25 protein-coding genes are annotated in these 22,130 nt (G+C 33.0%); 11 read left to right on the plus strand and 14 right to left on the minus strand.

The genetic code is table 11. From position 1 onward, the window contains the following. Positions 1-99: 99 nt before the first annotated feature. The 5 genes from C8C87_RS04775 to C8C87_RS04795 form a co-directional block, all read right to left on the minus strand. Positions 100-489 (minus strand): VOC family protein, encoded by a 390-nt coding sequence (locus C8C87_RS04775; RefSeq protein ID WP_121341580.1) that lies wholly within the window; start codon positions 487-489, stop codon positions 100-102. 1 nt (position 490) lies between these two features. Further along, on the minus strand, positions 491-751 hold the full coding sequence (locus C8C87_RS04780) for a hypothetical protein (protein ID WP_121341582.1): 261 nt from the start codon (positions 749-751) through the stop codon (positions 491-493). 63 nt (positions 752-814) lie between these two features. Then, entirely contained in the window at positions 815-1,210 is a 396-nt protein-coding gene (locus C8C87_RS04785) for a hypothetical protein (RefSeq protein WP_121341585.1), read from the minus strand. 83 nt (positions 1,211-1,293) lie between these two features. After that, the gene (locus C8C87_RS04790; RefSeq protein ID WP_099715895.1) at positions 1,294-1,851 is read right to left on the minus strand and encodes a sugar O-acetyltransferase; all 558 of its coding nucleotides are present in this window, start codon (positions 1,849-1,851) and stop codon (positions 1,294-1,296) included. 40 nt (positions 1,852-1,891) lie between these two features. Next, positions 1,892-2,350, minus strand: a complete 459-nt coding sequence (locus C8C87_RS04795) for a YciI family protein (protein WP_121341588.1) — start codon at positions 2,348-2,350, stop codon at positions 1,892-1,894. A 178-nt stretch (positions 2,351-2,528) separates the two neighbouring features. Here C8C87_RS04795 and C8C87_RS04800 point away from each other — a divergent pair, with 178 nt between their 5' ends. The 6 genes from C8C87_RS04800 (at position 2,529) to C8C87_RS04825 (ending at position 8,547) form a co-directional block, all read left to right on the plus strand. Further along, positions 2,529-4,733 (plus strand): TonB-dependent receptor, encoded by a 2,205-nt coding sequence (locus C8C87_RS04800; protein WP_121341591.1) that lies wholly within the window; start codon positions 2,529-2,531, stop codon positions 4,731-4,733. 194 nt (positions 4,734-4,927) lie between these two features. Then, positions 4,928-5,548 carry a hypothetical protein gene (locus tag C8C87_RS04805; RefSeq protein ID WP_121341593.1) on the plus strand — a complete coding sequence of 207 codons (621 nt, stop codon included), beginning with the start codon at positions 4,928-4,930 and terminating at the stop codon, positions 5,546-5,548. Between the two features lie 78 nt (positions 5,549-5,626). After that, entirely contained in the window at positions 5,627-6,961 is a 1,335-nt protein-coding gene (locus tag C8C87_RS04810; protein WP_121341596.1) for a 2TM domain-containing protein, read from the plus strand. A gap of 46 nt (positions 6,962-7,007) precedes the next feature. After that, on the plus strand, positions 7,008-7,313 hold the full coding sequence (locus tag C8C87_RS04815; protein WP_121341600.1) for a 2TM domain-containing protein: 306 nt from the start codon (positions 7,008-7,010) through the stop codon (positions 7,311-7,313). A 62-nt stretch (positions 7,314-7,375) separates the two neighbouring features. Then, positions 7,376-7,711, plus strand: a complete 336-nt coding sequence (locus C8C87_RS04820) for a 2TM domain-containing protein (protein WP_099715888.1) — start codon at positions 7,376-7,378, stop codon at positions 7,709-7,711. 68 nt (positions 7,712-7,779) lie between these two features. Further along, positions 7,780-8,547: a LytTR family DNA-binding domain-containing protein gene (locus tag C8C87_RS04825; RefSeq protein WP_099715887.1), complete on the plus strand. Its 768-nt coding sequence runs from the start codon at positions 7,780-7,782 to the stop codon at positions 8,545-8,547. Between the two features lie 93 nt (positions 8,548-8,640). On the opposite strand, the gene C8C87_RS04830 is transcribed toward C8C87_RS04825, so the two are convergent. Genes C8C87_RS04830 through C8C87_RS04845 form a run of 4 tightly spaced genes read right to left on the minus strand, consistent with a single transcriptional unit; the run spans position 8,641 to position 12,610 of the window. Then, positions 8,641-9,414, minus strand: coding sequence for a CDP-alcohol phosphatidyltransferase family protein (locus C8C87_RS04830; RefSeq protein WP_121341602.1), 774 nt, complete (start codon positions 9,412-9,414; stop codon positions 8,641-8,643). 58 nt (positions 9,415-9,472) lie between these two features. After that, on the minus strand, positions 9,473-10,495 hold the full coding sequence (locus tag C8C87_RS04835) for a COX15/CtaA family protein (RefSeq protein ID WP_121341605.1): 1,023 nt from the start codon (positions 10,493-10,495) through the stop codon (positions 9,473-9,475). 51 nt (positions 10,496-10,546) lie between these two features. Continuing rightward, positions 10,547-11,980: a CCA tRNA nucleotidyltransferase gene (locus C8C87_RS04840; RefSeq protein WP_121341608.1), complete on the minus strand. Its 1,434-nt coding sequence runs from the start codon at positions 11,978-11,980 to the stop codon at positions 10,547-10,549. Between the two features lie 60 nt (positions 11,981-12,040). Beyond that, positions 12,041-12,610, minus strand: a complete 570-nt coding sequence (locus tag C8C87_RS04845) for an L-threonylcarbamoyladenylate synthase (RefSeq protein WP_121341611.1) — start codon at positions 12,608-12,610, stop codon at positions 12,041-12,043. Positions 12,611-12,892: 282 nt separating this feature from the next. Between C8C87_RS04845 and C8C87_RS04850 the strand changes: the two genes are divergently transcribed. Continuing rightward, entirely contained in the window at positions 12,893-13,681 is a 789-nt protein-coding gene (locus C8C87_RS04850; RefSeq protein ID WP_121341614.1) for a glycosyltransferase family 2 protein, read from the plus strand. A gap of 210 nt (positions 13,682-13,891) precedes the next feature. Beyond that, complete coding sequence (locus C8C87_RS04855; protein WP_369869770.1) at positions 13,892-14,584, plus strand: lipopolysaccharide kinase InaA family protein; 693 nt, start codon at positions 13,892-13,894, stop codon at positions 14,582-14,584. On the opposite strand, the gene C8C87_RS04860 is transcribed toward C8C87_RS04855, so the two are convergent. The 5 genes from C8C87_RS04860 to C8C87_RS04880 all read right to left on the minus strand — a co-directional run bounded on the left by C8C87_RS04860 (position 14,581) and on the right by C8C87_RS04880 (position 19,141). Continuing rightward, the gene (locus tag C8C87_RS04860) at positions 14,581-15,333 is read right to left on the minus strand and encodes a glycosyltransferase family 2 protein (RefSeq protein WP_121341619.1); all 753 of its coding nucleotides are present in this window, start codon (positions 15,331-15,333) and stop codon (positions 14,581-14,583) included. The two genes, C8C87_RS04855 and C8C87_RS04860, sit on opposite strands and share 4 nt — an antisense overlap. 31 nt (positions 15,334-15,364) lie before the next feature. Continuing rightward, on the minus strand, positions 15,365-16,399 hold the full coding sequence (locus C8C87_RS04865) for a CDP-glycerol glycerophosphotransferase family protein (RefSeq protein ID WP_121341621.1): 1,035 nt from the start codon (positions 16,397-16,399) through the stop codon (positions 15,365-15,367). A 3-nt stretch (positions 16,400-16,402) separates the two neighbouring features. After that, positions 16,403-17,086, minus strand: coding sequence for an NTP transferase domain-containing protein (locus C8C87_RS04870; RefSeq protein WP_121341624.1), 684 nt, complete (start codon positions 17,084-17,086; stop codon positions 16,403-16,405). 117 nt (positions 17,087-17,203) lie between these two features. Beyond that, positions 17,204-18,265 (minus strand): glycosyltransferase family 9 protein, encoded by a 1,062-nt coding sequence (locus C8C87_RS04875; protein ID WP_121341627.1) that lies wholly within the window; start codon positions 18,263-18,265, stop codon positions 17,204-17,206. 60 nt (positions 18,266-18,325) lie between these two features. Further along, positions 18,326-19,141, minus strand: a complete 816-nt coding sequence (locus C8C87_RS04880; protein WP_099715877.1) for a 2,3,4,5-tetrahydropyridine-2,6-dicarboxylate N-succinyltransferase — start codon at positions 19,139-19,141, stop codon at positions 18,326-18,328. Between the two features lie 146 nt (positions 19,142-19,287). Here C8C87_RS04880 and C8C87_RS04885 point away from each other — a divergent pair, with 146 nt between their 5' ends. The 3 genes from C8C87_RS04885 (at position 19,288) to C8C87_RS04895 (ending at position 22,079) form a co-directional block, all read left to right on the plus strand. Then, positions 19,288-20,022 (plus strand): class I SAM-dependent methyltransferase, encoded by a 735-nt coding sequence (locus C8C87_RS04885; protein WP_121341630.1) that lies wholly within the window; start codon positions 19,288-19,290, stop codon positions 20,020-20,022. 23 nt (positions 20,023-20,045) lie between these two features. Next, on the plus strand, positions 20,046-20,462 hold the full coding sequence (ruvX, locus tag C8C87_RS04890) for a Holliday junction resolvase RuvX (RefSeq protein ID WP_099715875.1): 417 nt from the start codon (positions 20,046-20,048) through the stop codon (positions 20,460-20,462). Between the two features lie 120 nt (positions 20,463-20,582). After that, positions 20,583-22,079: a malate:quinone oxidoreductase gene (locus tag C8C87_RS04895; protein ID WP_121341633.1), complete on the plus strand. Its 1,497-nt coding sequence runs from the start codon at positions 20,583-20,585 to the stop codon at positions 22,077-22,079. Positions 22,080-22,130 lie beyond the last annotated feature (51 nt).

Raw genomic sequence — 22,130 nt, forward strand, 5'->3', positions numbered from 1 at the left:
AATTAAAGAAACAAAATCAGATTTGAATTGAAAAAAGGATTGGACTATTTTCTTTTGCGATTAATACATTGTTTTTACTTTTTCATAAACAAAAATGACTTATTTTTCATAAAACTCTATCGGTAAATCATCTGGATCTGCAATAAAGAAAAAGCGTTTTTTAGTGTGTTCATCAACACGAATTTCTTCTGAACTTATATTGTTATGGACTAAAAAATCGCGTGTTAATTGAATGTCATCAACTTCAAAAGCTAAATGGCGTAATCCTGCCGCTTCAGGTTTTGAAGGGCGTTGCGGAGGATTTGGAAACGAAAAAATCTCAATGATGTAATTTCCGTTTAAAGCCAAATCCAGTTTATACGATTGTCTTTCTGCGCGATATATTTCTTGAACAATTGTAAGTCCTAGAACATTTGTGTAGAATGTTTTTGATTTTTGATAATCAGAACAAATAATGGCGATGTGGTGAACTTTATTAAGTTGTAGCATGTTATTTTAAATAAGTCATTATTGGAAGATTTGCATTGACATCTTGGGTCAAAGCATCAGCATGAAGTTGATGTATCAGCGCTTTGGTTTCATCAATATCATTTATTAGAAAAAGAAAAAACACTTCATTTTCATCATCGGCATTTTGCCAAAGATGCTCCAGAAACATATTATTTTCGGCATGAAAGGCTTTGTCTTTTTCTAAAATCTCGCTAATGACCGCAATAGGAACATTTTTAAGTTTTGCTAATAAATGTGGCATTTTTATTGAATTGATAAGGTGTAAAAGGAAGAAAGCCTAATCGGTTGATTAGGCTTTAGGTTTTTATTTTTTTGCATCGGAACAAAGTCCCACAATCTCATGGAAAGTGTCATGTAAATCAGTGATTGATTTCAAAATTGCTGCATCAGATCCATTTGAAGCAACTAATTTATGCAGTGCTTTACTTTTTAACTGTAATCTTTCAGCCGAAGCCAATATGGCGTTTGTTCTAAATTCTGCAGGAATATCAGACTTTAATAACATGGCGGCTTTGTTCATCATTTCTTCTGAACGTGCTTTGATTGGAGCAAGATTTCCTTCTTCAGCAGGATGAAATGTTTGTGACATTACTTCGTGAAATTCTTTTATGGCAGACCATTTTTCGAAAGTGGATTGTGCCGAAACGGAGTTAGCGACAACAATAAGTGCCAAGACTAGAAATGCTTTGAGATGTTTCATGATGATTTTATAAAGTTTAAATGTTTATAACAAAGATAAGGAATTTTAGTCTTGAGGACTTGTAATTTGGGTTAGGATATTCATTAAACATTTAATTTCCGAATCACTTTTGCCGGATTTCCTACTGCCAAAGAATTGTCAGGAATGTCTTTTGTTACTACTGAACCTGCTCCAATTACACAGCCATTCCCTATGGTAATACCAGGACAAATAACTGAATTTCCTCCAATCCAGCAATCATCACCAATGGTTATTGGCAATGCATTTTCGAGTGTTTTTCTCAGTTCAGCATCCAGCGGATGTGTGGCGGTGTACAATTGAACGCCCGGAGCAAAAAACACATTGGAACCAATAGTGACTTTGGCACAATCCAAAACAACGCAGTTTACATTGAAATAAACATTTTCGCCACAACTGATATTGTATCCGTAGTCACAAAAAAATGGAGGTTCGATATAAAGATTTGGTCCTGCATTAGGTATGAGCTCTTTAAGTATCTCTCTCGCTTTTTTTGTCACTCGGTATTCTGTAACATTTAATCGGTGTAGTAAATTTTTAGATTTTCGTCTGTCTTTTACTAAAACAGGATCTCCTGCCAAATAATATTCTCCGGCAATCATTTTTTCTTTTTCAGTTATCATAGTTTATAAATTTGAGCAAAACACATAGTTGTTTTTGCTGTTATATTTTAGTTTTGGCTATTTTATCATGGATTTTTAGTGTTTCCTGCAATGCTGCACTTCCATACCAAAGCGTGAGTTCTGCTTCCAGAAGTTTCGATTGTACCGCTGGATCTGTCGCCACAAATGTTTTAGCTTCTTCTATACTACTGGCGTTAAAAATATAAATGCCTCTATAATTTCGTTCGTTTTTCATGAAAGGACCCGCCACAACCAGTTTTCCTTCTTTTGCTAATTGATTGATATTAGCCATGTGACCCTCAAATAGTTTTTTAGTTTCTTCTTTCGTTGCCGTTGTATTGCTTCCAGTTTTTAACAAACAAAATACATATTGCTTCATTCCGTAATTATCTGCTTTAAGAGATTTTGCCAGTTTTTCATCAAATGCTGATTCCGTTTCCTGAGAAAATAGTACGGTGCTAAAAGAGAACAATAAAAGGAATAAGATTGATTTTTTCATTTTTACAGAATTAGGTTGTACACAAATTTAACGTTTTCATTATAAAATAAAAAATGCATGATTTCAAATTCGAAATGGATTAGGCAAAACAACTCATCCAGTAATTTCAACAGTTCAGTAATAACTTTTTCTGGTTCTGATTTTTGCAATAGATATTTGCTCATCAAAATCAAATACCATGAAACCAACATTTACGCAACAATCAAATCATTCTAACACAAGGCTTAAATTTATTTTTACGTTTGCCTTTTTAGTATTCAGCTTAACTATTTTTTCACAAAACACAATTTCAGGGAAAGTGGTGGATGAGAAAGGAAGACCGGTTTCAGGTGCTAATATTTTTATTGAAGGAACTTATGACGGTGCTTCCAGTAGTGAAACGGGGAATTTTAGTTTTACAACTACAACAACCGGGAATCAAACTCTGGTTGTGAGTTTCCTGATTTATGAAACTTCAAAAACAGTAATTGATGTGGCTAATTTCCAAAATAAAACCATCAAATTACGAGAAAGTGTTACATCGCTTGACTCAGTTGTGATTACAGCAGGGACATTAGAAGCGGGCGATAAAGCAAGAGTATCGGTTTTAAAACCTTTGGACATCGTAACTACGGCGGGCTCTGCGGGAAATATTATTGCTGCTTTGCAAACGTTGCCAGGAACACAAACGGTAGGCGAGGACGGCCGATTGTTTGTTCGTGGTGGCGAAGCCAATGAAACACAAACTTTTGTAGACGGGATTCGGGTGGCACAGCCGTATGGCGCAACCACGAATAATTTGCCAACACGAGGCAGGTTTTCTCCTTTTTTATTCAGCGGAATATCATTTTCTACAGGTGGATATTCAGCGGAATATGGCGAAGCATTATCCAGTGTTTTGTTATTGAATACACAAGATGATCCAGACCAAAATAAAACCGAAATAGCTTTGATGACCGTTGGTTTAGGTATTGGGAATACCCAAAAGTGGAAAAAAAGTTCGTTGAGCGTAAATGCGAATTATATCAATTTAGCGCCGTATCAAGCAGTTATTCCTCAAAATGTGGATTGGAATAGTCCTTTTCAATCGTTGTCTGGAGAAACCGTTTATCGTTATAATTTTAACAATGGAATTTTGAAAGTGTACGCTGCTTTTGATAGTTCTAAATTTGATATTAATCAGGAAAATATTAATTCGCCAGAGAAAATCAGAGTTAACTTGAACAACAATAATTTCTATTTGAATTCGTCTTATAAAGGCGTTTTTGGGAACAATTGGCAAATTACTTCCGGGTTGAGTTATGGTTACAGCAACAATAAAATAAATCTGGATTCAGATAAAGTGGCGAATGATGAAAATGCGGCCCATTTGAAATTGAAATTAAAGAAAAGCTTTTCGGAAAGATTGAAACTGTCTTTTGGAGCGGATTATTTTGTTACTCAATTCAATGAAGATTTTAAGGAAAATACAGGTTCGGTTTTCACCAATGGATACGATGCTAACATTGCTGCAGTTTATACGGAAGCCGATATTTTCTTCTCTAAAAAGTGGGCTGCAAAAGTAGGAGTTAGGGCTTCTAATAACGATTTGCTGAATGAAACAGCCATTTCACCTCGAATTTCATTTGCATATAAAATGGCTAAAAACAGTCAATTTTCATTTGCCTATGGTGATTTTACCCAAACTCCAAACGCAGAATACATCAAGTATTCCAACAATCATCAGTTTGAAAGTGAAAAGGCTTCGCATTACATCATGAATTTTCAATACAATAAAAACGGAAAAACCTTTCGTGCAGAAACCTATTTTAAAGACTACAGCAATTTAGTAAAATTTGACACCCAAATGGCAGCATATAATTCGGTTTATGATAATTCGGGTTCTGGTTATGCGAAAGGATTGGATTTGTTTTGGAGAGACGGAAAATCAATCAAAAACTTAGAATATTGGGTTTCCTATTCGTACATCGACACAGAGAGAAATTATAAAAATTTTAGTTCTCAAGTGACACCAAGTTTTGTTGCAGATCACAGCTTGTCAATCGTTACTAAATACTGGATAAACGACTGGAAATCACAAATAGGTTTTACGAATTCATACAGTTCTGGGCGTCCTTACAACAATCCAAACGAAGCTAAATTCATGAACGGAAAAACAAAATCCTACAACAGTTTGAGTTTCAATTGGGCGTATTTAGTGTCACAGCAAAAGATTTTATATTTCTCGGTTTCTAATGTTTTAGGAAGTCAGAATGTATTTGGATACGAATATGCCAACAATCCTGATAATACAGGCTTTTACAACAGAAAAGAAATTGTTCCTACGGCTGATCGTTTTTTCTTCGTAGGATTCTTTTGGACAATCAGCAACGATAAAAAAGACAATCAGTTGAGGAATTTGTAAAAAGAGTCATAAAGTCTACTGTCTTTGTAAACTCTTTCAACTGTATGACTTTCGACTAAATCACAATTCATCCATCAAATTCTACAGTTCAGTATCTATAAATTTTAAACCAATAAAAACGGAGATACTTTTGAAGTATAAATTATTACAACGTTTCAATCATCAAAAAAATAACCATTTTAAAACAAGAAATCATGACAAAAGTTATCACCACAATCGTATTATTAGTATGTAGTTTAGTATCAGCTCAAGGGCAATTCGAACAAGGAATGGGAAAAGCATTCCAGCTTTGGGGCGAAGGAAAAAATACGGAAGCTTCTGATTTATTCGAAAGAATAGCTGCCGCTGAAAAAACAAGCTGGTTGCCTAATTATTACGTTGCATTGGTAAACACAACCACCGCTTTTAGAACAAAAGATAAAGATCAAATGAATTTATTACTTTCGAAAGCACAAAAATCATTGGATATAGAAATGGATAAAAATCCCAATAATGCCGAATTGTTGGTAATGCAAGCAATGATCCACACCGCTTGGATTGCTTTTGATCCCATGACAAACGGACAAAAATTATCTGGAACGGTTATGGAATTGTACGGAAAAGCACAGGCAATTGCACCGGAAAATCCAAGAGTTGTTTTTGGCAAAGCCGAATTTGAAATAGGCGGTGCTAAATTTTGGGGAACAGACACTAAACCAATGTGTGTGCAAATTGAAAAAGCTATTGGACTTTTTGCTACTTTTAAACCTGAAACACCTTTCTCTCCAAAATGGGGTTTAGAAAGAGCTTTAGAAGCACAGAAAAATTGTAAATAGGAAGTAGAAACAAGAAAGAATAGAAGTGATTTTCAAGTCTTTTATTGATGCTACAATCAGAATAAATATCAAAATAAAATGAATAGAATATATAAAGAACTTCAAAGAGCGATAAAATTGACACTTATTATTTTTGCTGTGATTCAATTAGTCAATGTGATAATGGGAAGTGAAGTTTATTTTGGTAAAAGGTTGCTAGTCAATTTTTTATTCACAATGATGTATACTTTTTCTTTATACGCATCCAATATGTTCCTTTTTTGGAAATTAGACTCTTATTTTGAAGATAAATTTTCGGTAAAAAGATTGACTCTGGGTTTTATAGGTTCGTTTTTAGTTTCATTAGCAGTTATTTTTTTAATGCACTTATTTGAAGAAGTGGTGTACAACAAGAATTCTTTTGATTATTTCTTGGCAAACGAAAAACCTTCAAGTTATTTAGCATCGATAATAATCACTTTTTTTGTCACATTATCCATTTACACGATTTCATTTTACAAAGCGTATAATGAGAACAAAGTCAAGGAACAGAAAATTATTGCAGGAACAGCTAACGCAAAATTCGAGAGTTTAAAAAATCAAATTGATCCTCATTTTCTATTTAACAGTTTAAATGTATTGAGCTCTTTGATTGAAGAAAATCCAGATAATGCGCAGCGGTTTACAATTTCATTATCAAAGATTTATCGCTATGTATTAGAACAAAAAGATAAAGAGCTGGTTTCGGTTGAAGAAGAATTGGCTTTCGCCAAAACGTACATGAATTTATTGAAAATGCGTTTTGAAAACAGTTTGTTTTATGAATTACCAACGACAGCTATAAATCCAGATGCCAAAGTAGTGCCGCTCTCTTTGCAGCTTTTATTAGAGAATACGGTGAAGCATAATGTGGTTAGTGAACAAAGGCCATTACATATTCGGATTTATATTGAGGGCGATTATTTAGCCGTTCAAAACGATTATCAAAAGAAAGAAGTATTGCAAGAACGTCAAGGTGTTGGTTTACAAAATATCGTCAACAGATATGGAATTATAACCAACAGAAAAGTATTGATTATTCAAAACGAGAAAACATTTACGGTCAAAATACCTCTTTTGACAAAACAAATTACAGTTATGGAAACAACTACAAATTACAATGAAGATACCGCTTATTATAGAGCTAAAAAACGTGTGGAAGAACTTAAAGGGTTTTACGGAAACTTGATTTCTTACTGTTGTGTCATTCCATTTTTGATATTTATAAATTTAACATATTCTCCACATTTTCAATGGTTTTGGTTTTCGGCTGCCGGGTGGGGATTTGGATTGGTGATGCATGCTTTCAAGGTTTTTGGGTACAGTTCCAATTGGGAAGAAAGGAAAATCCAGGAAATTTTACAAAAAGAAGAGCAAAAGCAATCATGGAAATAATAGGCTAAGGCTTTTTAAACGTTGAACAAATTTTAAATAAAAAATCATGGAAAATACATATCAAAACGAAGAGCGCTATTTTAAAGCGAAAAAACAAGTAGAAGAAATAAAATCATTTTATGGCAACTTGATTGCTTATATCGTTATAAACATAGGATTGATGATTCTGAATTTAGTAACATCTCCGAATCATTTGTGGTTCTTTTGGCCATTAATCGGTTGGGGACTCGGAGTGTTTTTTCATGGATTGAAAGCTTTTAATTTTAGTCCTTTTCTCGGAAGAGACTGGGAACAGCAAAAAATTAAAGAGTTTATGGATAAAGAAAATGAAAGAAAAGACAATTGGACTTAATGTCGTGATTTTTATCTCAAAATAGAATTTGTTTTTAATAGTAAATACATAATACCATCAAGATGAAAAGGAATTATAAATCGGAGTTTGAAGGGTTTCAGCCAGAAGATAAATATGCTGATGCGCAACGAAAAGTGAAACGATTAAAGGGATTTTACACGCATTTAATTGTTTATATAGTCATAAATATAATGATTGTGTTTATCAATATTAGAGATTTAGATGCGGGAGAAAGCTATTTTAAAATAGAGAATTTCTTTACGGCTTTCTTTTGGGGAATTGGATTATTGGTGCATACATTTTCTATATTTATGCCCAATTTTATTTTTGGAAAAAACTGGGAACAGCAAAAAATCAAGGAATTCATGGAAAAAGAGAAAAGTGAGAAATGGGAATAGAACCAGAGATTCAGCCCTAATTTAATTTCAGTTAACCAAAATCACCAAAATAAATGATTCAATATTAAATGATGACAATAATAATCGAAGACGAAAAACCAGCTGCAAGATTGTTGCAACGAAAATTAGAAAAACTAAATATTCAAGTAGACGTAATGTTGCATTCAGTAGAAGAAGCAATTGATTGGTTTTCTAATAATGAACATCCGGAATTGATTTTTTTGGACATTCAATTGTCGGATGGATTGTCATTTGAAATATTTGATAAAGTTCAAATTAAGAGTGCTGTGATTTTTACCACGGCTTATGATGAGTATGCTTTGCGGGCTTTTAAATTGAATAGTATCGACTATCTTTTGAAGCCTATTGATGAGGATGATTTAGAGGTTGCCGTTTCTAAATTTAAAGCGCGTTTGCCAAAACAAGAAACCGGCTCCCGAGACTTCGGGATGGATTTTGAGCAGATTAAAAAAATGCTTTCCAATCCATTTGAAAAAAATTATAAAAAACGGTTTACAGTAAAAATAGGGCAACATTTGAAAGTGATTGCTACCGATGAAATTGAGTGTTTTTTTAGTGAAAATAAAGGAACGTATCTTCATACTTTCGACAATAGGAATTATTTAATTGAAACGACTTTAGAACTTTTGGAGCAGGAATTAGATCCGGCAGCTTTTTATAGAGTTAGTCGAAAATTCATAGTTCCTCTCAAGGCAATTAAAGAAATTGTAGTCTACAGTAACTCCCGATTAAAAGTTATTCTGCCTTCATATAAAGAAGACGAAGTGATTGTGAGCAGAGAAAAAGTTTCTGATTTTAAGAATTGGATTGGCTAATTAAATTGTTAGATTTTTAATTTAGATAAGATTATTTAAAAATCTGATAATAGGTGTCTTATGTTTCTATTATAGATTATCTTTATGACGGTTTTAAACCTTGAAAACCACTTTTCGAATGCCAATTATGACGAAAATTAGTGCCGTGTAAATTATAAAAAACGGAATGATATATTCAATTAAATCCATAGGTAGCATTACCGCAATTATCAATAGTTGAAAACCCAAACCGTAAATTGAAAGTACGGTCATAAACCAGTTTGGAAACGTTTTTACTTTGTATGCTTCTTGGTCAAGTGCGTGAATTATTTTATCAAAAGTACCGTAAACAATAGTGTAAATCCAGAATAAAATATCAACTGATTTTTGGGTTTCTCCAGGCAAAGCTTTCGGAGATTTGTATTCGAAAATTTTGCTGGTTGTATCTCCACCTACTGATTTATTTCTTAAAATCACATAGTAATAATTGTATAAAGTTCCCTGTAATTGAATGCCGATAAAAGCCAAAACAGTAAACCAAAATGATGTTTGTGAAACATAACAAATGGTCATTAAAAACAGAAAGTTTAAGATGATATCAAATACGCTGTCCAAGTATCTTCCGGTATAGGAAGGCGTGTTTTTTAATCGTGCCAGTTCGCCATCAGCAGCATCAATTCCTGATTTTAGAATGATAAAAAAACTTGCAAAATAGTAACTTCCTTGCAGAATACAGTAAATGGCAATCAAGCCTGAAACACCAAAAAGTAAGGTGACATGGATAGGAGTGAACCGAGTGTTTTTTAATTGATTGGCAAGAAATTTTCCAAATGGTCTTCCATAATCTGATAAATCTAAAAATTTATCTTGAGCAGCAAGTTTAGACATTTATGTTTATAAACAAAGAAATGTGACAATATAGTCAGGTATTATGGTTGGTATATTTTTATTTTGATAATCGATGTAAAGTGAATGTCATTGCCGTCAGTAAAAAGAAAGCCATTACTTGATGTAATAATCCTAACCAAAGCGGTACACTGTAAAGCAACGTAAAAACGCCTAATGTGAATTGCAAAAATACGATTAATACCAAGATATTGATTCCTTTTTTCTGTAACGAAGAAAGGATGTGTTTTTTACTGGAGAAATAAAGCGCAAGAATCAATCCTACTACAACATATGCCATGGTTCGGTGTACAAATTGAACGCCGCTTTTTCCTTCGATAAAATTCAAAAACAAGGTGCTTTTTTCTATAAAAACACTGTCGTGAATGAATTGTCCATCACTCATTAATGGCCAGTGATTGTGTATTAAACCTGCATTTAAGCCTGCAACAAACCCACCATAGATAATTTGCAACAACAAAAAGACTAACGCAACGCGTGCTAGTTTTCGCAATGGAAGTATAACTGTCGCTTTGTTTGGATAAATTAAATCCAAAGCTACCCAAAGTGTATACGCAAAGGTAATAAAAGCAAATGTGAGGTGTAATGCTAATCTAAAATGACTTACATCAGGATTGTCGATTAATCCGCTTCGAACCATGAACCAGCCCAAAAATCCTTGAAAACCGCCCATGAATAATAAAACCACACATTTTTTGATGGTTTCGGTCGAAAGACGTTTCTTGAACAAGAAATAGACAAAAGGAACGATAAATGCTAAACCTATTATTCTCCCTATAAAACGGTGGAACCATTCCCAGAAATAAATGAATTTATAATCACTTAGGGTAAAATCATTATGTATATTGATTTTTTGATATTCTGGAAATTTTTTATATTCTTCAAAAGCATGCGACCATTTTTCTTCTGTTAAAGGTGGAAAAGTATCGGTTACTAAATGCCAGTCGGTCATTGATAAACCTGAATTGGTCAATCGGGTAATTCCTCCCACTACAACCATCATAAACAATAATAAGCATCCTGATAATAACCAAATGATAATGTAATTATTCTCTTTTTTCATTGTTTGAAATTAATTTGTGCAAAGATATTTGAAATGTAATTAATTGTTAATTCAACAAGCGTTAATCTTTAATCCAATTTTTTCTGCTCTTTTTAGCATAAATTGATACGCTGCCTCATATTCATTTGGAATTTCTCCTTCCAGAATTGCCTCTTTTATGGCTTCTTTCAGCATTCCAATTTCTTTTGAAGGCTTTAAATTGAATTTTTCCATAATCTCTTCACCTGATATTGGTGGTTGAAAATTACGAACCTGATCACGTTCTTCGACTTCCACAATTTTCTTACGTACAATTATAAAATTGTTGTGGTATTTCTTGAATTTATTAGGGTTTTTGGTAGTGATATCCGCTTCGCATAATGTCATTAAATTCTCTACATCTTCACCGGCGTCAAAAACCAAACGACGCACCGCTGAATCCGTAACCGTGTCTTGTGATAAAACGATAGGGCGAGAACTCATCATGACCATTTTTTGTACAAATTTCATTTTGTGATTTAGTGGCATGTGTAAGCGTTCAAATATTTTTTTTGCCATTTTTCCACCAAGAAATTCATGTCCATGAAAGGTCCAACCTTGTTTTTTGTTAAAGCGTTTCGTTGGTGCTTTTCCAATGTCGTGCAATAATGCCGACCAGCGCAACCAAACATCATCTGTATGCGGACAAATATTGTCAACTACCTCTAAGGTATGATAGAAATTATTTTTATGCGTATGACCTTCAATTTCTTCCACTTGATTCAAAGCGGTCAATTCTGGAAGGATTATATCTAAAAGTCCCGTTTTGAACAATAGCAAGAATCCTACGGAAGGTTTATCTGTAGAAAGTATTTTGTTCAACTCATCAACGATGCGTTCTCCGGAAATGATTTTGATTCGGTTTGCGTTTTTGGTTATGGAATTCAACGAATTTTCTTCGATATCAAACCCCAATTGGTTTGCAAAACGAATGCCTCTCAACATGCGCAATGGATCATCAGAAAAAGTAATATCTGGATCCAAAGGTGTTCTAATTATTTTATTTTTTAAATCTTCCAATCCGTTAAAAGGATCCGAAAGTTCTCCAAAATTAGCAGCGTTTAAAGATAAAGCCAGCGCGTTTATGGTAAAATCACGACGATTTTGGTCGTCTTCCAATGTTCCATTCTCTACAACAGGATTGCGACTCTCAAAATGATAGGATTCTTTACGGGCACCTACAAACTCAATTTCTGTGTCTTCAAAACGCAACATCGCTGTTCCGTATGTTTTGAAAACTTGAACTTTTGGTTTTTTTGGAAGTAATTGGGAAACTTTCAAAGCTAATTCGATTCCGCTGCCAACAGCAACAATATCAATATCTTTTTTAAAGTCTCTATTTAAAAGTAAATCTCTCACGAATCCGCCAATAACATAACTTTCAATGTTAAGTTCTTGGGAAGCTTGAGAAATTACTTCGAAAATTTTATTATTTAAGGCTTCTTTATATGAAGTTTTGATACTCATTTTTAAAATGTTTAAAGTCTAAAGTTTAAAGTTGCTAAACTTAAAACTGAATACTGCAATCTATTTCCGAATCACTTTCACCTGAGAATCATTCGTTAATTTTATTATTGTTGACGGTTTTCCACCGATTTTTTCACGGTGCAAATTTACAACATAGTCCACACCTTTTATAATTTCCGGGCTAATATCTTTGAAGGCTATAGGAGTGGGTTGACCTGAAATATTTGCAGATGTCGAAACCAATGGTTTTTTCATCTTTTCCATTAATTTGAAGCAAAATGGTTCTTTCACAATGCGAATTCCTAGTGAGTTATCTGTAGAGATTATATTGGGAGCAACATTTCGGGGTTTGTCCAGTATTAAAGTAGTTGGTTTTTCGGATAAGTCAATGATTTGCCAAGCAACTTCGGGAATGTCTTTGAAAACATTGTACATCATTTTTTCACCATTCATCAAAACGATCATGCTTTGGGTTTCGGCTCTTTGCTTGAGTTTGTATATTTTGGCAACAGCCTCAGGATTTGTTGCGTCACAACCAATTCCCCAAACGGTATCGGTAGGGTACAGGATAATTCCGCCTTCTTTTATGACCTCGTAGGCTTTGTGAACTTCTTCGTTTATATTTTCCATATTTTTATTTTTGTGGAGATTTTAAGTTTCAGTTCAATAAAACTAGTGTAATTTCCAGAGTGTAAAAATACTTCATTTGGGCTTTGCAATCCAAATATATTTCGAAGTGTGATTAATCCTTTTCCTGTTTTTTTACTTTAATTTTAGAACATTTGATAATTCAAGCTATTTAAATTAATATTTAGTGTTATTTTGGCATAATTTTAAATTTAGAAGGCTAAAATTTAGCTTCTAATTAATTAGAAAATCAAAATTTAAATTAATTTATTCCAACAATTGAAAATGACATCAGCACTTTTAATTTCTACATATAATTGGCCAGAAGCACTTCGTTTAGTTATGATTAGTGCTTTATCGCAAACGGATTTACCTAATAAGATTCTTATCGCTGATGACGGTTCTGGCAAAGAGACAGAAGAGCTTATAAGAGAACTTCAACTTAAAAGTAGTGTTCCGATTCTTCATTTTCATCAAACAGATAAAGGTTTTAGGAAAGCAAAAATTTTGAATAAAGCTATAGCAGGAACTAATGTTGATTATGTTATTCAAGTTGATGGAGATTGTATTTTGCATCCTAATTTTGTGAAGGATCATTTAAGCTTTGCAGAAAAAGGCATGTATTTATATGGCTCTCGTGTGAATATACTTCCTACTGCTGTTGGGAAAATTTTTAAAACCAAGAAAATCTATTTTAATTTTCTTTCTAGTGAAATTAAAAATAGAACTAGAACCTTGCATATTCCATTCTTGTCAAGACTATATAAATCACATGAAGGAATTTCTAAAAAATTTAGAGGTTGTAATGTTTCGTTTTGGCGTGATGATTTTATAGCGGTCAATGGCTATAATGAAGACTTTGAAGGTTGGGGAAGGGAAGATTCGGATTTAGCCATTCGACTTGGAAACAATCATATAAAAGCTAAAAGACTTCGTTATGCTGGAATTGTTTATCATATTTTTCATAAAATAAGTTCAAAAGATCATTTTGAATTAAATGATAAAATACAAAAGGATACTATTGCAAATAGAACGGTAAGAGTTTTAAATGGAATAGATAAGTATTTGAAATAGATTTTTTAGTTATTCGGTATACTAGCTATTTTTATTTGGAGATTTTTTTTAATAAAATTATTATTGGATATATGGTAATCCTTAAATTGGATAAATAAAAAGCAATACCTACTTTTGTTTACTCTTATTATTGTATTGATGCAAATAAATATTCATTCTCATTTTCTTAACCATAAATCAAAATTATCGAGTTGTATTCAAAATTTTGATATGACAGGAATCCTTTTTGGTGATGGAAAACGAAACAAAATAAAATTATTTGATTTAGACTCTTTAACGATTAATATCAAATCGTTTAAAATCCCAAATCTAATTAATAAAATTGCTTACAAGTATTTTAGAAAGTCTAAAGCCAGACGTTCCTACGAATATGCGAATAAATTGCTCGAAAACGGAATAGGAACGCCACAACCAATAGCTTATTTTGAAAATTATAATTGGTTGGGTTTGACAGATAGTTATTATATCAGCGAACATCTCCAGGCCGATTTGACTTTCAGAGAATTGGTAAATGATTCTAATTATCTCGATTTTGAAAATATTTTACGTCAGTTTACTAAATTTTCTTTCGATTTGCATCAAAAGGGAATTGAATTTTTAGACCATTCACCAGGAAATACTTTAATTAAAAAGACAGCTGAAAATCAATATAATTTCTATTTGGTAGATTTAAACCGAATGAATTTTCATAAAACAATGGATATTGATCAGCGCATGAAAAATTTGAGCAGGCTCACGCCAAAGAAAGAAATGATTGCAATAATGAGTGATGAATATTCTAAACATTATTCAGAATCCAGCAGTTTAATTTTCGAAAAAATGTGGTATGCAACTAATGAGTTTCAGGGTAAATTTGCCCGTAAAAAGACATTAAAAAAGAAACTTAAATTTTGGAAATCTTAGCGATTTGAATTCATTTTCTTTAATTCCTGAAAGCGCGTATACACACTAAATGCTTTCAAATAGCAAATAACAATTCCGTTTTTGCCATCTAAAAAACCCAATCTAAAGATGTATTTATTTAGGAATAGGTACAATGGTCTGATGTAAAAATGAAAAAAAGTAGGTTTAATTCCTTTTTTGAACTCTTCTTTAGCTTTTAATTTTCCGTAAAAAATCATTTTTTGCTTGTAATCGGAATAATTTCTATAAGAATAATGGATTAATTTGTTCTTTAATTTTCCAGTTTTTCCAGTAACAATTAATTTTTCATGTACAATTTTATCTAAATTATAATGTGCATTTTCTTTTTTGAAAAGCCTGAAAATTTTATCGCTTTGGGAACCGCTAAATCGTATTTTGGTGTTTTCGAACATGAAATTTCGATAGAAATAATACGCCGAATGCGCCTCTCTCAGTTCAATTACCTCCAGTATTTCCTCTTTTAGTTCTGGAGTTAACCTTTCGTCAGCATCTAAAAAAAGAATCCAGGAATTCTTAGCCAGACTAATGGCATAGTTTCGCTGAGTGGCATAATTCTCAAAAGGGTGTTGTACAACTGTTACTTTATTGTAAGTGGCTGCAATTTTTGTAGTTTCGTCAGTGCTAAAGGAATCTACAACGATAATTTCATCAGCTATATCCAAATTCTCTATAACAGATGCAATATTGTGTTCTTCGTTATAGGTTATGATTAAGGCACTTAATGACATGTTTTTTAGACAGTTTTTCTTTGTTACAGCACTATTTTTTGAAAATGGAGTTGATTTTAAATCTTCTCAATATTGAAAGTTTACGTTTTTCTGGCACTCCATTTTTCTTGATATAATCGGCTACGGCATCAACCATTCTTTTCGCTGATTTCCCGTCATTATAAGGATGGTAATTTTCAAAAATGAATTTGCGTTCTTTTGAATATGGATCCTCATTAAGGTTTTTCTCAACTAATGGTATAAGTTCAGTATAGTTGGAACTATTTTGCCAAAGTATATTATCTGATATGTTATTGAATGTAATAACAGGCTTGTCTAGTAATAGAAATTCATAAATTACAGAGGACGTATCACTGATTAGTACATCTGAAATCAATAAGAATTTGATAATGTTTTTTTCTGTTTCAAAAATTATATTAGGGATTTCATTGGCTAAATCTTTATAGATTTGAATCCAAGACTCGTCCATCAATGGATGAAATTTCAATAAAATTAAATACTCTTTATTTTTGGATAAGGACTTTATTTGCTCTACTAAAAATGGAGCAGAAGTCAGTTTTGGAGAAAATGTCGGTGCGTAAAGCAGTATTTTTTTTGCATTATACTTTTGAAGCAATTCTTTTCTTTCTTGTTCAAAAACGGATTTGTCGGTTCCATAAACATCTAATTTTGGCCAACCGGTTTCAATAACATCAAAGTCTTTATGAACCGATTTAAATTTGTTAAATCGTTCTGTAAAGTAAGGACCTTGGGTTAAGTATAAGTCAAAATAATGGCGTATTCTAAAATGTCCTTTTTTCTCTCCTGCTAAACCATGAAATATTTGAACTTTTAAGCCTCTTAAATAGTGAGGTACTTCATTTCCGGGAACAAAAATGGCATCACTTTTATAGTTTTCTAATTCAGTTATAGACGATGTATTCTTTTCATTTTTAAACGGAAAATCGGCACTTATTTTGTCGTTTACATACCAAATATAATCATGTCCGTTATTTTCGAGATAGGCTTTTATCGGTTCAAGAATTCCAAAAGCATAATTGTTTTGACAAAAAAGAATACATCTCATAGTTTAACTAAATATTTTATTTGCATTTTCTAAATCCTCAGTAAAATCAACTTCTATGCAGCTATATTTTGAGATATCGATAGGTTTCACGCAAATAGCATCGTGCTCAATTGCCATCTCTAATCCTTTTTCGAAATAGTCATTATCATCACATTCTTCTAATCTTTTTATAAAAGATTTTATGTCTTTTGAAGAAATGAAATTTATTCCTACAGCTTCACCCAATCCATTTTTTACTTCTTTAGAAAGTTTATCAATGTAATTGTCTTTCAAAGTGTATTTTACTTCCTCGTCAGCAACTTTGCTCGTATTCACCGCTACAAATGATTCATTAGCTTCAATATGTGGATGAAGGATGTCTAATATTAAGTCATCAAAAACCACATCGCCATTAAACCATAAAACAGATTCATTTTTGTATTTTTTTAAAGCACGCAACAAGCTTTTTGAAGTGTTTGTTTGGTCAAAAAACGGATTATAGATATAAGTTAACTCAGGAAAACGTTCCATGATTAAATCTTTCTTAAAACCGACAACAACATTAATATCGTCAATATCATATTTAGATGTAATGTTTTCTGTTTGTATTTCCATTATACTTTTTCCATTTTGAAGTAAAGTCAATGGTTTAGGAAATGGATTTCCAAGTCTAGAGCCTATACCTGCTGCCAGAATAATTATTTTCATTTGTGTTAAATTATGTGTTTTCAAAAATAGTTTAAATGATTAACATTTAAAAGGTATTTACTTTTATTCCGCCTACAAAGGATAGAGTTACTGTTTTGAGCGTAGTTTATTAAGATATTAGCTAAAATTATTCTTTAAAAACAACACCAATTCAGCATGAAATAATTCGGGCGTAAATTGATTGTAATAACTACTGTTGTTTTTTAATTCTTTTCTGGATTTTGCTTTAAAAACGTCAGGCTTGTAGTCTTTTAGATGAATGGCTTTGTTTTTTATTCCGTCTTCAAATGTGCTCCAGCTTTCTTTTTCTATCCATGGGGAAAAAATCGTAAACGTTGGTTTGTCGAGTGCTTTGGCCATATTTATTGCTCCGCCGTCGTTTCCAACAATTGCATCACATTGATTCATAATGGCGATAAACGATCTTAAATCACCACCTAATAACTCAAAATAAATTTTTTCTTGTGTTGAAGATTTACAAGCCTCAAAAATAGTTTTGGCATCCTTGATTTGCTTTGGAAAATAATTAAACAGAATATTTACATCTTTATTTTCGGCAATTGTATCAATAACTTTTGCCATATATTCCAGCGGATATGTTTTGAGTTTTTCACTTCCCAAAAGGCTGATCATTACTGTTTTTCTATCTTTTTTCAATTGGTGTTTTTCAAAAAGTGCAATGGCTTTTTGATTTTCTTCATTGGTAACAAATAATTTAGGGAACGGATCAATTGGGATGGATAGTTCTAAAGGATCTAATAATGACAGTCGTCTTTCGATTGCTAAGCCAAAATTAGTTTTTGGAGCAGCTTGATAAGGGATGTTGTTGGTATATAAAAATTTTCGTCCTTTCTTCTCGTAAGATATTTTCTTTTTGGCACCACTTAAAAAAACAATGAGCCAGCTTTCGAGTTTAGAATAAGCGTCTATGATTATGTCATATTTTGTAGCTCGTATTTCCAGCGCTAAACTCAAGAATTCTTTTTTACTTTTGCGGTGTTTTTCCTCAAATAAAATAATGGTATCAATATTAGGATTGCCTTCTAATACAGGAGTTGTTGATGCATACACCAAATAATCAATTTGAGCTTCAGGATAAGCAGTGCGAAGATTATTGCATAAAATGCTGCTTATCAAAACATCACCAATCATTTTTTGTTGTATAACTAGTATTTTCATAATATAAAAAACCTCCCGTTTAAGGGAGGAATATACAATAATTTTTTATTTTAAGAGGTATTAAACCGCTACGTCATATTCACGTAAAGCATTATTCAATGATGTTTTCAAATCTGTCGAAGGCTTACGTGTTCCAATGATTAACGCACAAGGTACTTGGAATTCACCGGCAGCGAATTTTTTAGTGTAACTTCCAGGTATTACAACAGAACGAGCAGGAACATACCCTTTCATTTCAACTGGAGTTTCTCCTGTAACATCAATAATTTTAGTAGAGGCAGTCAAACAAACATTGGCACCAAGAACGGCTTCTTTCCCAACGTGTACACCTTCTACAACAATACAACGAGAACCAACAAAAGCACCGTCTTCGATAATTACCGGAGCAGCTTGCAAAGGCTCAAGTACACCACCGATACCAACACCGCCACTTAAATGTACATTTTTACCAATTTGAGCACAGCTTCCTACAGTTGCCCATGTGTCTACCATAGTTCCTTCATCAACATAAGCACCAATGTTTACATAACTTGGCATCAAAATAACACCACTAGAAATATAAGCACCGTAACGCGCTACAGCATTAGGGACTACACGAATTCCTTTTTCGGCATAGCCTCTTTTTAGCAACATTTTGTCATGGTATTCGAAAATTCCAGATTCTAAAGTTTCCATTTTTTGAATAGGGAAATACATCACAACCGCTTTCTTTACCCATTCGTTTACCTGCCATCCTTCACCTACCGGTTCAGCAACACGTAATTTTCCAGTGTCTAATAATTCAATAACTTCTCTGATAGCATCAGTTGTTGTAGTTTCTTGCAACAAGGCACGGTTTTCCCAAGCTTGTTCTATAATTGTTTGTAATGGATTCATTTTAGTTAGATTTTTGACAAAGATATGTTTTTTAACTAAAATCAAAAACGCAAATTGATTTGAAAAATGTTACAGATTTAACTTATAGTATATTTAATGTTTTTCAAATGTTGTAAATTTGAGGAATAAATGAAAATCATTCAAATATGAAAGATAATTTCTCCAAACAAGCTGCTGAGTATTCTAAATTTCGACCACAATATCCAGATGCAATGATTGATTATTTGGTTTCATTTGTCAAAAATAAAGGGGTTGCGCTAGATATTGCTACCGGAAATGGACAAGTCGCACAAAAACTTTCGAGTTTTTTTGAAACGATTTATGGAATTGATATTAGTCAAAACCAACTTAACAATGCGATTCCAACGGAAAATATAATTTACAAAGTAGCCGCTGCAGAAAACACCTTTTTCAAAAATCAGGAGTTTGATTTAATCACAGTTGCCCAAGCAGTTCATTGGTTTGATTTTGATTTGTTTTACAAAGAAATTTACCGAATCTTAAAACCAGATGGAATCTTTGCCGTTCTGGGGTATGGTTTGTTTTCGACCAATGCGGATTCGGATAAGATAGTGCAAGATTTCTATCAAAGTATAGTAGGTCCATATTGGGATACCGAGCGAAAATACTTGGATGAAAATTACAAAACAATACCATTTCCATTTAATGAAATTGTTACGGAAACTTTCGAAAATAAGTTAACATGGACTTTTGAGGAACTTATAGGATATTTGGAAACATGGTCAGCGACGCAGCATTATATTTCGAAAAACAATAAAAACCCAATAGATTTGATTTACGATGATTTGAAAACTTCTTGGCAAAAAAGCGATAAGAAAGTGACTTTTCCGTTGTTGCTAAGAATTGGAAAATTAAAATAGTTACCTTTGAAAAAAATATACAAATGCCAAGAATTCTCGCCATAGATTACGGACAAAAACGAACAGGAATAGCCGTTACCGATGAAATGCAAATTATAGCTTCGGGATTAACAACCATTCCTTCTCCAACTGCAATCGCTTTTTTGAAGGATTATTTTTCCAAAGAGAAAGTTGAGGCTGTTCTTATTGGTGAGCCTAAACAAATGAATGGAGAACCTTCAGAAAGTGCTTCCATCATAAAAGGTTTCGTAACGCATTTTACCAATCATTTTCCGGATATGAAAGTCATTCGGGTAGATGAACGGTTTACTTCAAAAATGGCTTTTCAAACCATGATTGACAGCGGGCTTAGTAAGAAACAGCGTCAAAATAAAGCACTTATCGATGAGATTTCGGCAACGATAATGCTTCAGGATTATTTGACTCGGAAGATGTTTTAAAAATCCAACTGCAAAGCTGGTCAACTGACCAAAATAGATTTGAAATTCCTTACTTTTTAACAATAATTTGTTACATTTTTTTTGCATATATAAAGTATCTTTGCACTTTAAAATTTTGTTATGCCCGATACAACCATTCGTTCGCAAAGTGATGTAGTTCTTATAGGAGCTGGAATAATGAGCGCCACTCTTGGCTTAATCCTAAAGGAGTTACAACCAGATATAAAGATTGAAATATACGAAAGATTAGATATGGCTGCTGCCGAAAGTTCTGATGCATGGAATAATGCCGGAACTGGACATTCTGCTTTTTGTGAGCTTAATTATACTCCAGAAAGTGAAGATGGAAGCATCAACCCTAAAAAAGCAATCGGTATTGCGGAATCTTTTGAGGTTTCCAGACAATTTTGGGCCTATTTAGTGCAACAGAATAAAGTTTCATCACCTGAAAATTTCATTAAAAGTATTCCTCACTTGAGTTTTGTTTGGGGAGAAAAAAATGTAGAATACCTTAAAACAAGATTTGAGGCTTTACATTCGAATCCTCTTTTTAAACAAATGGTTTTCAGCACTGATTTTACGCAATTAAAAGAATGGATGCCTTTGGTTATGGAAGGTAGAAATGAATCTGAGAAAGTTGCAGCAACTTCAATGGCTATTGGTACCGATGTGAATTTTGGGGAATTAACCCGAAATATTTTTAGTTATTTGACTAAATTGGACGGAGTTACGATGTATTTTAATCACGAAGTTCAAAAATTGAGACAACGTGAAGATAAATCGTGGAGAATAAAAATTACTGATTTGGCTACAGGCCAAAAAAGAAAAGCATATACCAAATTTGTTTTTATTGGTGCTGGTGGCGGTTCATTACCGTTATTAGAAAAAGCAAACGTTCCCGAAGGAAAAGGCTATGGCGGTTTCCCTGTGAGTGGACAGTGGTTAAAATGCACTAACCCTGAAGTGATTGCAAAACATCAGGCAAAAGTATATGGAAAAGCGAGTGTGGGTGCACCACCAATGTCTGTACCACATATTGATTCCCGAATGATAAATGGAGAAAGACAACTGCTTTTTGGACCTTTTGCAGGTTTTTCAACTCGATTTTTAAAAAATGGTTCGTATTCTGATTTGCCTTTATCCATAAAACCGGATAATATCATTCCGATGCTTGCTGCAGGAATTAAAAATATACCACTTACAAAATATTTGATTGAGCAAGTACGTCAGTCTCCTAAAGACAGAATCAATGCGTTGAGAGAATATGTTCCTGGTGCAAGATCTAAAGACTGGAAATTAGAACGTGCAGGACAACGTGTTCAAGTGATAAAAAAAGACGAAAAAGAAGGTGGTATACTTGAGTTTGGTACTGAAGTTATCACAACTGCTGATGGAACTTTAGCTGTTTTATTGGGTGCTTCTCCTGGTGCTTCAACCGCAGTTTCTATTATGGTTGATTTAATAGGAAGATGTTTCAAAGATGAAATTGAAACACCGGAATGGCAGGAAAAATTGAAAGTGATGATTCCTTCTTATGGTCAGACTTTGAATGATAATCCAGCTTTATTAGCCGAAATAAGAAAAGATACTGCTTCTGTTTTAAAACTGAATAATTAGTATACAGTGTTCAGTAATCGGTGTTCAGTAATCTACTGAACACTGATTACT

Source organism: Flavobacterium sp. 120, from assembly GCF_003633605.1.
GTDB lineage: Bacteria > Bacteroidota > Bacteroidia > Flavobacteriales > Flavobacteriaceae > Flavobacterium > Flavobacterium algoritolerans.